The sequence below is a fragment of the Anaerotignum sp. genome, from assembly GCF_030625865.1.
Taxonomy (GTDB): Bacteria; Bacillota; Clostridia; order Lachnospirales; family Anaerotignaceae; genus Chakrabartyella.
In genome coordinates, this window is record NZ_DAOUQB010000005.1 from 20,595 (window position 1) to 34,657 (window position 14,063).

The window sequence follows — 14,063 nt, forward strand, 5'->3', positions numbered from 1 at the left end:
CCTTATACTTTTATGTATTCTTTAACTTTAATTGTATCTTTCAAAATCCCATCAGCATATTCCGCTAATGCTAACATTTCGTTTTCGCCAGGATAAACTAAAATATTTGAAATGAATCCTACTCGTTCTTTCACAATTCTTACTAATTCTTTTGAATAAGACATACCGCCTGTTAAAACGATAGCATCAACATTACCGGAAAGAACTGCGCTAAGAGAGCCAATTTCTTTTGTTACTTGATAAATAAGTGCGTTAAATACTTCACCTGATAATTTATCACCAGCATTTTTTTGATTTTCAACTGTTTTGAAATCAGTAAGATTTAAGTAAGCAATAATTCCGCCGCTTCCGTTTAACATAGAAAGAACTTCGTCCTTTTCGTATTTACCCGAAAAACAAAGATTTGCTAACTCCCATGAATTGATAGCACCAGAACGATCTATACTAAATGCACCCTCACCTCTGTTTGAGCTTGTGTCTATCATTTTGCCTTTTTCATGAGCAACGATTGAAATACCGCCACCTAAATGCGCTACTACTAAATTAACTTCATCATACGCTTTTCCAAGTTCTTCTGAGGCAAGTCGTGCAATTCTTTTTTGATTTAAAGTATGACATCTTCCCGAACGCCTAAAATTCGGATGACCAGACATTCTTGCAATTTCTTGCATTTCGTCTACAGTTATAGGGTCTGCAATATAAGCTTTTACGCCTGCATTGTCTGCAATTTCTTTGGCAATAATTGCACTTAAATTTGCAGCATGCTGACCATATTTTGCTTCTGTAAGATCATCAATCATATCTTGATTTACTTCAAAAGCGCCACTCTCCATTTTTTTCAATAAACCACCAATTGCAATTACACATTCGATATCGCTATTTTTAATTCCGTTTTCTAAAATCCAAGTGTTAATATCGTTCATTCTAAAGTCTTTTTGTAAAACTACTTTTTCGAATTTATCAAGTTCTTCTTTTGAATGTCTTACTGTTCCCGAAAAATACAATTCAGTTCCGTTAAATGCAGCCATCTTTGTAGAAGTCGACCCTGTATTAACTACGATAATCATGGTTTCACCTCCTATTTTTTAAAATCTGCTACCACTTTTTTTGCTCCACTTGCAAAATGACCTATATCAGATGAACATACAATATAATTGATACCCATATCTCGGTATTTTTTTGCTTCTTCAGTATTTCCAGCAAAAATACCAACTGTTTTATCATATTTTTTTGCCATAGAAATCACTTTATCAATAGCATGACGTACTGGTTCACTTTGTGGTTGCCCTATTGTATGATAGCTTTGGCTTAAATCCATAGGACCAATAAAAAGCACATCAATAAGAGGATTTTTGCAAAGTTTTTCAACCTCATCAACCATCTCTTTGTTTTCAATGTGAATAACAAAAATGCCTTCTCTATTGCTCTTTTCTATGTATTCATTTTTTTCAGCAAAACCATATTTTGCGGAACGTTGATTGAAAGAAAGTCCTCTATTTCCAAGCGGATAATATTTCCCATTTTTCGTAAAATTTTCAGTATCCTCTGCACTTGTAAGCCCCGGAATTTGCACTCCAATTGCACCTGAATCAAGAGTATGTAACACATGTTCCTCTCTTGCATACGGAATTCTAAGAATCACTTCAATATTTGCAACCTTCGCTGCTCTAACAAGATTTTCCGCCTCGGAAAAATCTATACTAGAATGTTCCATGTCAACAACTATAAACTCAAATCCACTAAACCCTAAAATTTCGATCAACGCTGGAGAATAAAGTTTTACAAAGGTTCCAAGCATAGCACGCTCTTTAAGCTTCTGTTTCATGTCTACATCTCCTTTTGATTAAAGATAATCTGCTCTTTTGGGCGTGAATACATCAAGGTTTAAAACTGGTTCTTTACTTGTTACGACAATATAATGTTCTACGTTTGATGGAATTACAAGTAATCCCCCTGCTTTCATTTCATGTTTAACGCCATCAACAAAGAAATCTGCTTCACCTTGTAAAATGTAAACGACTTGCTCATGGATATGTGTATGTGGTTTTGGCGTATGCCCAAATTGTAATTCATTTAAAGAAAGAGTTGCTCCTTCGCCAGTAAATACTTTTCTTTTAACACCTTCTCTTACAAATTCCCATTCCATTTCATTAAAATTATTTTGATTAAACATATAAAATCCTCCTATTCAAGTCCAAGTAATTTTGCCGGGTTAATCTTTGTCATTTTTTCTATGTCTTCATCTGTTGCTTTTGTGTTTTTCTTAATCATTTCGATGAACTTCCAAAGACCTTCACTTACATTTCCGTTTCCAAGTTGACCGTAATCAGAATCAACAATAAGATTATCAATACTAATTTTTTCAATAATTTCAGCAAGAACATCCGTTGATACAGAACAGAACTTTGAATCTTCAACAAATACCGTTGCATTTAACTCAATATATGCGCCCATTTCAGACCATTCTTTTATAATGCCAATATCAGCACCAATCATATAGAATGGGTGATTTACAAGAATTCGCTTAGTTCCAGCTTTAAAAGCAGCTCTAATTGTTGCATCAACTTCTCTTAAGCTACCATGGCCTGTTCCTAAGATTAAATCTTCTTTTTTGCCTGCATATTCGATAACTTCTAAAGCTTCATCAATTAATGTTCCATCTTCTTTAATGTAAACAATAGGTTTTTCAGCTACTGACATGCCCTTTGAGCTTGGGAATTTAATTCCATGACCGCCTGAATGTGCATCAATGTGATTTTTAGTTGAAACCGTAGGCATCCAAAATATTTTTGCACCAGCAGCATAAGCAGCATCAAGTGCTTTTACATTTAAACCACCAACCGAATTATTTAATGCAATACCACCAAAAACTTGCGTGTTTTTTGAAACATGTTTTGATAAAGTATCAGCCATCATAACTGTTGGGGCAAAGTGGTCTTTAATAACAATTGCTCTATAACCAAGTTCTTCTGCTTCTTTAAGCATCTCATAACTATCTACTTCTCTTGGCATAACTGATGGACCCGCGTGTATATGTAAATCAATAAGTCCTTTGAAAATTTCTTTATTCATAACAACAACCTCCACTTAATATTCAACTAATTTAACAGCGTTTTCAGTACAAATATGGATACACATTCCGCAACCTGTGCAAGCTTCATCATCAGCAACTACTTTGCCATTTTCAAGTCTGATTGCCGAGAAATAGCATCGACTAAGGCAAGGTTTATCCTTACATTTTTCGCATTTTGTAGTATCAACTTCAGATTTAATATTAGGAAGGTCTCCTAAGTTTTTATATGTAATGATTTTTTTCGCAAGTCTACCAACAATATCCTCTGCCTTAGCCACTTCTTTTTTAGTCATGATTTCTTGCGCATCACATATGATTTTAGCTGCAGAATCAACACCTTTGAACATTAATGTGGAACACATTTGAACTACTTTAGCTCCACACATCATATATTCAACTAAATCTTTTCCTGTATCAACACCGTTGCTACCACAAATTTCCATACCGGTTTGCCTGTAAACTTTAGCGATATTAGCAAGTGAAACAGGTTTCATCCAAGTTCCACCAATTGCTGCATATCCCCCAAGAAAAACTTCCTCATCAATCGGATCCACAACAAGGCCTTGAAACCTGTGCATCGCTGTAACTGCTCTAACGCCTACTTTTTTAAGCGCACTTGCAAGTTCAGCCATATCTGAAATTTGAGGTGTTAATTTTGCAATTACAGGAATATCAACAGCATCTAAAACTGCTTTCGTAATATCACAGCAAAGTTCAGGAATTTGTCCAATTAAAAATCCAAGTTTTCCGTCAGATGCTTCGCCGTGTGGATTACCGAAATTAAGCTCAATCGCTTGCATACCCATTTTTTCCATATGTTTAGCATATGTAACCCAGTTTTCTTTTTTACTTGCAGCAATACTCCCGATCAATAGAACATCATTTTCTTTCGCGATTTCTAAATACTCTTTTGCTGTTTCTGTAAATTCACTTAACTTTAACATGCTTCCGCCGCGTGAAAAGAATGTATATTGCTCAGGAATATCACCTCTCACTTTATTTTGCTTAACATCCATAATGTCAAATCGTGCAATACTTTTTGCCTGCAATGCTTCAGCGTCTGTAACAGATTTCAAAATGATCGCAGCTACACCAGATTTAGCTAGTCTCGTGAATGAGTCTTTTTCCCTTGAATAATCAGCTGACGCTGCGATAAGAGGATTTTTAAGCTCCAATCCACAAAATTCAACTCTCATATCGGTTTTCATTTAGTAAATCAACCTCCTTTTAATTTACTCTATTTTTTGCTATTTTTTATAATAATTTTACAATAATTTATTTTATTATAATTCTTCTCCAGCAAATTGTAAAGAGAAAAATTATAAAATTATGCACAAATAAACACACTCTTTCATCAAAAAAAACTTCACCAATCCCCTTTATTTTAGGTGTATCGCTTGCATTAGCAAGATAATTAACAACAGCTTCACCAAGAATATTTTATATAGCACACACGATTTTATTGTAATAAAATTCCAACATTTATTGTAGGTGCGTATCCTATAAACTTTTAAAAAAAATAATTACTTATGAAACAGACTAATCATCTCCTTTATCTTTTTTTCTAGTTCATGTCTATAACTAACCCATGATATAAACCTGTCTTTTTAAAATTATTTTTTTATTATATTTTTTATTTTTTAAAGTAAATTTACAACAATTTATTATTGAGCTCATAGAAAAACATTCTAAAATTTAACAAAAAAAAATGCGTGCTTATTTGTATAATAAACACACACTTTTTTACACTATGCAATTATTTCATATTGTTTTAAACATTTCCAAAAGTTTTCCTGTCCATTAAACGCACATCTCTTAGATAGTTATATAATGTAGCTTGTGACATAGAAAGTAATTCACAAACTTGCGGAACAGAGTCTTTTATAAGGAAAACACCTTTATCATTAAGTTTTTTTATAATCTCATATCTCATTTCTTTCGTACCTAAAGTTGAAGGTTTCCCAACGTCATTTATAATCTCAGAAATCACAGTTCTTGTGTAATCAACAATGTTCATGGAATTTTCTTCTGTTTTCTCATCTGTAAGGTAAGCATTCATAAATGTGTCTAAGAATTTTCTTGTTTCATTCATGTGAGTCATATCAATAGTAATGCATATCATTGCTTCCAACTCATTACTTTCATCAAAAAAAACAGTAGTAGTTGATTTTAACAGTGTTCCATCTTTCTTTTTAGTTGTTCTTATAACTGAATCGCTTTCAATTGGAGCTCTGTGCAAAATATAGTCAAGAACACTTTTCTCCATTTTTTCACCAACTTTACGATTGGTAATATGTGAATTTTCAATATATACGATCTTTGCATTACTGTCACGCACAACAGTTTCACAAATATCTCCAAAAGATTTACTCATTGCTTTTGCCATCTGAATTAAAATTTTTGTGGTATATGCCATGATGCTCCTCCTTAAAAATCACTATAATTTTTTATTATACTATATCATATTTTCCGCTTTTCCGCAAGATTACATTCTAAGTTTCGGTATTATTTTATTGTAATTTTTTTATATTTTTCACTTGACATTATAGTAATTTTATAATAGCATCATCTTATACACAATAATTATCAAATTTATAGGAGGTTATTATGAAGCAGGTTATGTTAGGAAACGAAGCTATTGCCAGAGGCGCATACGAGGCAGGATGTCATGTTGCTGCTGCTTACCCTGGTACACCAAGTACGGAAATTTTAAAAAATATATCAAAGTATAAGGAAATTTCATCCGAATGGTCGGTAAACGAAAAGGTTGCCGCGGAAGTTTGTATTGGAGCTTCTATGGCAGGCGGTCGGGCACTTGCTGCAATGAAACATTTTGGTTTAAACGTGGCTTCAGATGCTGTGTTTCCCGCAGTATATGAAGGCGCAACAGGTGGTCTGGTTATCATTTGTGCCGATGATCCTGGTATGAACAGTTCAGGAACAGAGCCAGACAGTAGAAACTTTGCTCCTCATATGAAAATACCAATGATCGAGCCTGCTGATAGTCAAGAATGCCTTGATTTTGTTAAGCTCGCTTTTGATTTAAGTGAAGAGTTTGATACACCTTTCCTTATTAGAACTTCAACACGCGTAAACCATGGTAGTACAGTTGTTACAACAGGCGAACGTAAAAATGTGCCAATCAAAACTTATGCTAAAAATATTATGAAAAACACTAACATTCCAGCTGTTGCAAGAAACAAGCATCAAGCTGTTGAGGAACGTATACTAAAACTTCGTGATTATTCTAACACTTCAGAATTAAATCGCATAGAAATGTATAACAAAAAAATCGGAATCATCTGTAACGGTATTTCTTACCAATACGCTAAAGAAGTTTTTGGCGAAGATGCTTCCTATTTGAAAATCGGTTTCTCTTACCCAATGCCTGATGAAAAAATCAAAGCATTTGCTGCAAGTGTTGAAACATTATACATAATTGAAGAACTTGATCCATACATGGAAGATTTCGTAAAATCACTTGGTATTCCTTGTGTTGGTAAAGATAAATTACCTAGATGTCTTGAACTTACTCCAGATATCGTAAGAGAAGGTTTCGGTCTTTCTGATACTAAAGAAGGATATTCTGTCGATATCAATACGCCAGTTCGTTCCGCTGTATTCTGCGCTGGTTGTCCTCATAGAGGTATCTACCATGAAGTTAGCAAATATGTAGGTAAAATTGTAGCTACGGGTGATATCGGCTGTTACGCATTAAACATTTTGCCACCATTTAGCGTTACCGATACAATGATCGACATGGGTGGTAGTATTACTGCAGGTATTGGTTTTGATAAAATCAAAAAACTATCCAATAGAGATCTTAAAACATTCTCATTTATTGGCGACTCTACATTTTTCCATTCAGGGATCACGGGTCTTATCGATGCTGTTTACAACAAAGCGGCAATTAGCTTATTCATTCTTGATAACAGCACAACAGCTATGACAGGGCATCAAGGTAACCCTGTAAATGGTAAAACTTTAATGGGTGAACAATCAACAATGGTTGATATCGAACAACTCGTAAAGGGCTGTGGTGTTGATCCAAAAAATATTAGAGTTATTGATCCTTATGATCTTATGTCAACAAGAGCTGCTGTGAAAGAAGCTTTTGAAGCAACAGAGTTATTTGTTGTAATTTCAAAACAACCTTGTGCACTTTTAAAATCTCAGCAAGAAGCACGCAAAGGTATTCACTGTCAAGTAAATCAAGAAAAATGTAAAAATTGTAAGGTTTGTATCGCAAAAACAGGTTGTCCGGCACTTGAAATTTCTAATGGAAATGTAAAAATCAATAAAGTGGATTGTAATGGTTGTACAATTTGTCAACAAATTTGCCCATTCGATGCAATTGAAAGGATTGGTGGTTAATATGAAAAAGAATTCATCTATTGCTGTTGTTGGTGTAGGCGGTCAAGGTACTGTTCTTGCTTCTGATATTCTTATTGATGGTCTTCTTGAACTTGGATATGACGTAAAAAAAACTGAACAACATGGTCTTTCTCAACGTGGTGGTACAGTAAATTGTCTTATTAAGTATGGCGAAAAAGTTTATGCTCCTGTTGTTTCTGACAACGAAGCTGATTTAGTTCTTGCTTTTGAAAAACTTGAAAGTGCACGTTGGCTTTCAAAGCTTGCAAAAGGCGGGCATGTTGTTGTAAATGATTTTGAAATTCATCCTGTTCCTGTAAAAATGGGCAAAGAAAAATATCCAGAAAATATTTTTGAAGCTCTTAAAGAAAATATTGATAATTTACATGTTATTGAAGCTACAAAACTTGCTGAACAAATAGGTACTAGCAGAGTACAAAGCATAATCATGCTTGGTGCTGCTGTTAAAATCTTAAAACTTGATATACATGATTGGAAATCAATTATTTCTAAAAAAGTTCCACAAAAATTTGTAGAACAAAATCTACAAGCTTTTGAGCTTGGATTAAAAAGTGTATAATTTTTAGTTTGTCCTCAAAATTTTTTTATCCGTTCATTACAAGACTACTAAAATTTTTACTTCACTCCTAGTAAAAGATTCAATCCATAAACTATGGGTTGAATCTTTTTTAGATAGATATCAATCTGCAAAAATGTTATATTCACTCTTTTTGCATTATCTTTAATAATTCATATTACCCCGCATCAAAAAAATATGACAGAATAGAAAGATCCAGAATCATATTTAAAAGAAATTCATTTTATGTATTGACTCTACAGTAGTTGTAGACATTATGATATACCCAAATAAAAATGAGCAAAGGACGAGAATCTGTTTATGGAAAAGAATTTAACCACAGGTAGTGTATTCAAAACCATTGTATATTTCTCACTACCGTACTTACTCTCTTATTTTCTTCAAACACTATACGGCATGGCTGACCTGTTTATTATCGGCCAATTCAATGGAATTGATGGTACCACCGCAGTTTCTATCGGAAGTCAAATTATGCATATGCTGACTGTCATGATTGTCGGTCTGGCAATGGGTACAACCGTTATCATTGGACGTGCAGTCGGTGCAAGAAATCATAATCTGGCATCCATTGCTATCGGAAATACTATTACTCTGTTTTTGACATTGTCAATCATAGTTTCAATTGTGTTGCTCGTTGCAATAAATTCAATTGTTGCCATTATGTCAACTCCTACTGAAGCTATTTCAGGAACCACTTCATATCTTACAATTTGTTTTATTGGTATACCGTTTATTACTGCATACAACATTATTAGTTCCATTTTTCGCGGGATGGGAGACTCCAAAAGCCCTATGTACTTTATTGCGATAGCTTGTGCATCTAATATCGTGCTGGACTATCTTTTTATCGGAATATTTCAACTCGGTGCAGCCGGCGCTGCTTTAGGAACAACGTTATCGCAGGCCATCAGCGTTATAGTTTCTTTGATAGTCATTATCAAACGGAAAACTGGAATAAATGTTTCCCAAAAGGATTTTAGGCCACAAAAAAAAACCATGGGGAATTTGCTGAAAGTTGGTGTCCCAATTGCATTGCAGGATGGTTTTATTCAGATTGCTTTTATTGTGATTATAGTAATTGCAAATAAACGGGGGTTAAACGATGCAGCAGCAGTAGGGATCGTTGAAAAAATTATCAGCGTTTTATTTCTTGTCCCATCGTCCATGTTGTCAACTATTTCTGCACTTACTGCACAAAATATTGGCGCAAATGAGCATGAACGTGCTCGTCAAACGCTACAGTATGCTACTTTGATAGCAGTTTCTTTTGGTACAATTTCAGCTATTTTCATGCAATTTGTAGCTGAACCTGCCGTCGGACTATTTACAGATGATCCAGCAGTAATTTTGCTTGGTGGGCAATATATGAGCGGCTACGTTTTGGATTGTATTTTTGCAGGAGTTCATTTTAGTTTTAGCGGCTATTTCTGTGCATACGGTCTATCCGGTATATCGTTTATCCATAATTTGATTTCAATTATCTTCGCCCGTATTCCACTTGCATATTTAGCATCAAAGTATTTTACGGATACACTCTTTCCAATGGGAATTGCATCTCCAGTTGGGTCAGTCATATCAGTTATCATTTGTATCAGTGTTTTTGTTTGGATGAATAAACATCCTGACAAACTAATCCATTCTATATCTATATAGGCTCTAAAAAGGAGGATTACTGAAATGAAAAAAACCGGTCTGTTTCTAATTGGTGATGTCGCAAAGATGTTTCAATTAAGTGTTAGATCCCTGCGCCACTACGAGAAAATAGGGCTTTAAAAGCACGAGATGAATCGGCTGGTTTTCTGAGACAAGAATTTGATTGTGAAGTACTAACAAGATATACAAACTGCGAAACCAATGTATTTTACTACTAAAATAATGGAGGTGGGCAGTCATATTTATGGCTGCATCCACTATCATGTCCGCAGCGAATGGCATATTGTAAAAAGTGCAGTTTACATTACCCTTGGTTTTAATATGAATGAGAAAAAAACGTTCTGGGGCTACGAAATTCGTTTCTTATAAGGATATAAAAAAGCTGATGATTGATTTGAAAAATGTATGTGCCGCCCCAACGAAAGAACCTGCTTTAAAGAGTGGGGGGGTGCGGAGCATACATTATAAATAATTTTCAATTCTTAATAGTCTATTATATTTTGCTGTTCTTTCTGTCCTGCAAGGTGCACCTGTCTTAATTTGCCCTGCATTTACTGCGACTGCAATATCAGAAATAGTAGTGTCCTCTGTTTCACCTGAGCGGTGACTAATAACAACTGCCATACCATTTTCTTTTGCCATTCTTATAGCTTCAAGGGTTTCAGTTATTGACCCTATTTGGTTCATTTTAATAAGAATAGCATTTGCACTTTTGTTTTCTATACCTCTTTTAAGTCTCTTTGTGTTTGTAACAAAAAGGTCATCTCCAACAAGCTGAACCTTATCCCCTAGCCGATCCTGAAGTTTTTTCCATCCATCCCAATCTTCTTCAAAGAGTGCGTCTTCTATTGAACAAATGGGATATTTTTCACAGAGACTTTCACAGAATTGTATCATTTCCTCTGAAGTTCTATAAATATCGCTGTTAGCCATTTTGCTTTCTCCAACAAAATAATATTTTCCTGTATTCTCGTCAAACAACTCTGATGCGGCAATATCAAGGGCAATTTTAATATCATCTCCCCACTTATAACCAGCTTTTTCCACCGCTTCACAAATTAAATCGATTACCACCTCTGCATTTTCTAAATTAGGCGCAAACCCACCTTCGTCGCCAACTGATGTGGATAACCCTTTATTTTTAAGAAGTTTCTTCAATGTATAATATATTTCGCAACACATACGAAGTCCTTCTTTAAAAGATTTTGCACCATAGGGCATTATCATAAATTCCTGAATATCCACAGTATTATCTGCGTGTTGACCTCCGTTCATAATGTTCATCATAGGTACAGGCATTACTTTTGAATTTAGGCCACCTATGTATTCGTAGAGTTCAATTCCTAATGAATTTGCTGCAGCCACTGCAACTGCAATGGAGACACTTAATATTGCATTAGCTCCAATATTGGCTTTATTATCTGTTCCATCAAGTGCAATCATAGCTTTATCAATCTCTCCCTGAGCAAAAACATTCATACCCACAATCGTATTTTTAATTGCAGTATTTACGTTATTAACAGCTTTCATTACACCATTCCCGTTAAATCTGCTGTCATTATCTCTCAGTTCAACAGCCTCAAATGTGCCTGTTGAAGCACCAGACGGTACAATTCCACGTCCCTTTATCCCATTTTCAAGTATAACTTCTGTTTCTACCGTAGGATTTCCTCTTGAATCAATTACTTCTATTGCACATAAATCTTTTATTTTTATAAACTGCCCCATTATATTCGCCCCCTTTCATTTTTACTAATCGCTTTTATCAGTCTAAAAACTTGTTCAGCCTTATCAGCCATATTTTCAGTTGCATTCTCCTTATCCATAGCCTCCTCAAGTGATACTGACTTTTTTAATATAGAGAAAAAAGCATCTATTCCATTTGCATTGCATTCGTTTGCACCTTCACCAATGCAACCAGACAACCCTATCACAACAGCACCATATTTTTTTGCCAGTTCTGCAACTCCTGCAGGTGCTTTGCCCATCGATGTTTGAAAATCAATTCTGCCTTCACCTGTCACAACATAGTCTGCATCTTTAATATCGTCCTCTATACTTATCTGCTCTAATACTATCTTTATGCCAGGCTTAAGTTCGCCATTTAAGAATGTAATAAACCCATATCCAAGTCCACCAGCGGCACCCGTACCAGCAACATTTTCGTTATCTATTCCATATGTAGCTTTTACTAAATCTGCAAAATGCTTGCAATTAACATCTAGTTCGTATCGCATTTTTTCATCTGCACCTTTTTGTTTGCCATAAATATGGCTTGCACCATTTTTGCCGCACAAAGGATTTGTAACATCACAAGCAATCACAAATTTACATTCTTTCAATTCACTTATTACGTTGGTATCATCAATAAGCAAAATATCTTTTAGGCCCCCTCCGTTTGGAGAAACACATTTTTTGTTTTTATCTATAAATTTCCACCCCAAAGCTGAAAGCATGCCTATTCCACAGTCATTTGTAACACTACCGCCGATGCCAACAATGAAATCCCTTATCCCATTATTTATTGCATCTTTTATCAACTCACCTACGCCGTAGGTTGTTGTTTTTAACGGATTTTTATCTTTATCACTTACCAGATTTATGCCAGCCGCTTGTGCGATTTCAATTACGGCGGTTTTTCCAGAATTAGTGATCCCATAGCTTGCATTGACCTTTTCCTCTAAGGGTCCGCTAACCACTACGTTTTTTATAATGCCGTTGTTACCAAAAGTAAGCGCCTCAATCGTACCTTCACCACCATCAGCAAGTGCTTTTACCACGATGTTGCAATTCGGGAAAACCCTTTTTATTCCATCCTTAATTGCATTTCCTGCCTCCTCTGATGAAAGACTTCCTTTCAAAGAATCAATGGCTATAACTGTTTTCATACATTTCCCCCTAAACTAAATGTATAATTCGCATATTATTTGTATTTCCTGATTTACGTTCTTTTTCTTTATCTTTTATTCCCGAAATAATAATGGCAAAATCTCCCTCTGCTTCTTCCACGGAATGGTTTTTACTTAAAACATCGGCAATGTAGTCCTTATATTCCTTTCCCTCTTCCTCCATTGCAGGTACAATGCCCCAATAAAGTTGCATTTGTCTTAGCGTTCTCTCATCAGGAGAAATACCCAATGTAATTTTGTCAGAACGCCATTTTGAAAGCATTTTAGCCGTGAAACCGCTTAAAGTTGGTGCAGCAATAAATTTTGCATTAATTTCTTCTGCCGCCAAAACTGAGGCGTTGCATATTATGTTTGCAACATTATAAAGGTTGTCCTCTGTTACTTTGCGTTTTCTAAAAAGTGTCTTATCCATCTGTTTTTCTGTTTCTTTGAGAATATCAGACATTAACTTTACTGCCTCAATTGGGTATTTTCCTACAGCAGTTTCACCTGAAAGCATTACTGCATCAGTTCCATCATACACTGCGTTTGCTACATCTCCAACCTCTGCACGTGTAGGCCGAGGATTTCTAATCATAGAGTCAAGCATCTGCGTTGCGGTAATAACACTTTTGCATTGTTCGCTGCACTTTCGTATAATCATTTTTTGGTAAAGGGGAACTTTTTCCTCGGGGACTTCAACTCCCAAATCTCCTCTTGCCACCATTATTCCATCGCTTTCTCTGATTATTTCATCAATATTATCTATACCCTCTTGATTTTCAATTTTTGAAATTATTTGCATATTGGAATTTTTGTTGTTAATAATTTTTTTAATTTCTCTTACTGCTTCTGCATTTCTAATAAAAGAAGCTGCAACAAAATCAAAATCATTTTCTATGCCAAAAATGATATCCTCAATATCTTTATCGGTTACTGATGGCAAAGACGTTTTTATATTTGGAATATTAACTCCCTTTCTCTCCCCTAAGTATCCGCCGTTTTTGATAATACATTTCAATGTGTCTCCTGTCTTATGTATTACTTCTAATTCTATCAAGCCATCATCTATAAGAATTTTTGTACCCACTGAACAATCCGCACATATTTTGTCATAATTAATACTGCAAATGGTCTCATTCCCAACGATTTCCTTGGTTGTGAGAATAAATTCCTTGCCTTCATCAAGATAAATTTTTTGTGAATTTTCTAGTATACCTGTCCTAATTTCAGGACCTTTTGTGTCAAGCAAGGTCGCAACCGGCACATTCATTTCTTTTCGGGCTAATTTTAACAATTTCAGTCTTTTCAAATGTTCATCATATGAACCATGAGAAAAATTAAATCTTGCAATATCCATACCATTTTCAATTAAACTACAAATTTGTTCTACACTATCCGATGCAGGCCCTAAAGTACATATAATCTTAGTTTTTTTCATTATAATGCCCCCTTTTATGAACAGTGTAACAAAATT

At 34.9% G+C, this 14,063-nt stretch carries 13 protein-coding genes; 4 read left to right on the top strand and 9 right to left on the bottom strand.

All coding sequences use genetic code 11. The features are described 5' to 3' along the window. Window positions 1-2 precede the first annotated feature (2 nt). The 6 genes from buk to P9Q65_RS02545 form a co-directional block, all read right to left on the bottom strand. Window positions 3-1,067, bottom strand: coding sequence for a butyrate kinase (gene buk / locus P9Q65_RS02520; protein WP_304507575.1), 1,065 nt, complete (start codon window positions 1,065-1,067; stop codon window positions 3-5). A gap of 11 nt (window positions 1,068-1,078) precedes the next feature. Next, on the bottom strand, window positions 1,079-1,798 hold the full coding sequence (locus P9Q65_RS02525; protein WP_304507577.1) for an HpcH/HpaI aldolase family protein: 720 nt from the start codon (window positions 1,796-1,798) through the stop codon (window positions 1,079-1,081). A gap of 45 nt (window positions 1,799-1,843) precedes the next feature. After that, complete coding sequence (locus P9Q65_RS02530) at window positions 1,844-2,173, bottom strand: cupin domain-containing protein (RefSeq protein WP_304507579.1); 330 nt, start codon at window positions 2,171-2,173, stop codon at window positions 1,844-1,846. A gap of 11 nt (window positions 2,174-2,184) precedes the next feature. Further along, window positions 2,185-3,072: a DUF6282 family protein gene (locus tag P9Q65_RS02535; protein WP_304507580.1), complete on the bottom strand. Its 888-nt coding sequence runs from the start codon at window positions 3,070-3,072 to the stop codon at window positions 2,185-2,187. Window positions 3,073-3,087: 15 nt separating this feature from the next. After that, entirely contained in the window at window positions 3,088-4,281 is a 1,194-nt protein-coding gene (locus tag P9Q65_RS02540; protein ID WP_304507581.1) for a tRNA-dihydrouridine synthase, read from the bottom strand. Between the two features lie 563 nt (window positions 4,282-4,844). Next, a complete protein-coding gene (locus tag P9Q65_RS02545; protein ID WP_304507583.1) occupies window positions 4,845-5,489 on the bottom strand; it encodes a helix-turn-helix transcriptional regulator in 645 nt (214 codons plus the stop codon). Window positions 5,490-5,680: 191 nt separating this feature from the next. On the opposite strand from P9Q65_RS02545, the gene iorA reads away from it, so the two are divergent. The 4 genes from iorA (at window position 5,681) to P9Q65_RS02565 (ending at window position 9,818) form a co-directional block, all read left to right on the top strand. Then, on the top strand, window positions 5,681-7,447 hold the full coding sequence (gene iorA, locus P9Q65_RS02550) for an indolepyruvate ferredoxin oxidoreductase subunit alpha (protein ID WP_304507585.1): 1,767 nt from the start codon (window positions 5,681-5,683) through the stop codon (window positions 7,445-7,447). A 1-nt stretch (window position 7,448) separates the two neighbouring features. Further along, the gene (locus P9Q65_RS02555; protein WP_304507587.1) at window positions 7,449-8,027 is read left to right on the top strand and encodes an indolepyruvate oxidoreductase subunit beta; all 579 of its coding nucleotides are present in this window, start codon (window positions 7,449-7,451) and stop codon (window positions 8,025-8,027) included. A 318-nt stretch (window positions 8,028-8,345) separates the two neighbouring features. Continuing rightward, complete coding sequence (locus tag P9Q65_RS02560) at window positions 8,346-9,698, top strand: MATE family efflux transporter (protein WP_304507589.1); 1,353 nt, start codon at window positions 8,346-8,348, stop codon at window positions 9,696-9,698. 24 nt (window positions 9,699-9,722) lie between these two features. Continuing rightward, a complete protein-coding gene (locus P9Q65_RS02565; protein WP_304507591.1) occupies window positions 9,723-9,818 on the top strand; it encodes a MerR family transcriptional regulator in 96 nt (31 codons plus the stop codon). Between the two features lie 342 nt (window positions 9,819-10,160). Here P9Q65_RS02565 and eno read toward each other — a convergent pair whose 3' ends face one another. From eno to pyk, 3 genes are read right to left on the bottom strand one after another with little or no spacing between them, the layout of a single operon-like run. Beyond that, the gene (eno, locus tag P9Q65_RS02570; protein WP_304507593.1) at window positions 10,161-11,426 is read right to left on the bottom strand and encodes a phosphopyruvate hydratase; all 1,266 of its coding nucleotides are present in this window, start codon (window positions 11,424-11,426) and stop codon (window positions 10,161-10,163) included. After that, a complete protein-coding gene (locus P9Q65_RS02575) occupies window positions 11,426-12,586 on the bottom strand; it encodes a glycerate kinase family protein (protein ID WP_304507594.1) in 1,161 nt (386 codons plus the stop codon). Before P9Q65_RS02575 ends, eno begins: the two co-directional genes overlap by 1 nt. Before the next feature lie 10 nt (window positions 12,587-12,596). Continuing rightward, a complete protein-coding gene (gene pyk, locus P9Q65_RS02580; RefSeq protein ID WP_304507595.1) occupies window positions 12,597-14,027 on the bottom strand; it encodes a pyruvate kinase in 1,431 nt (476 codons plus the stop codon). Window positions 14,028-14,063 lie beyond the last annotated feature (36 nt).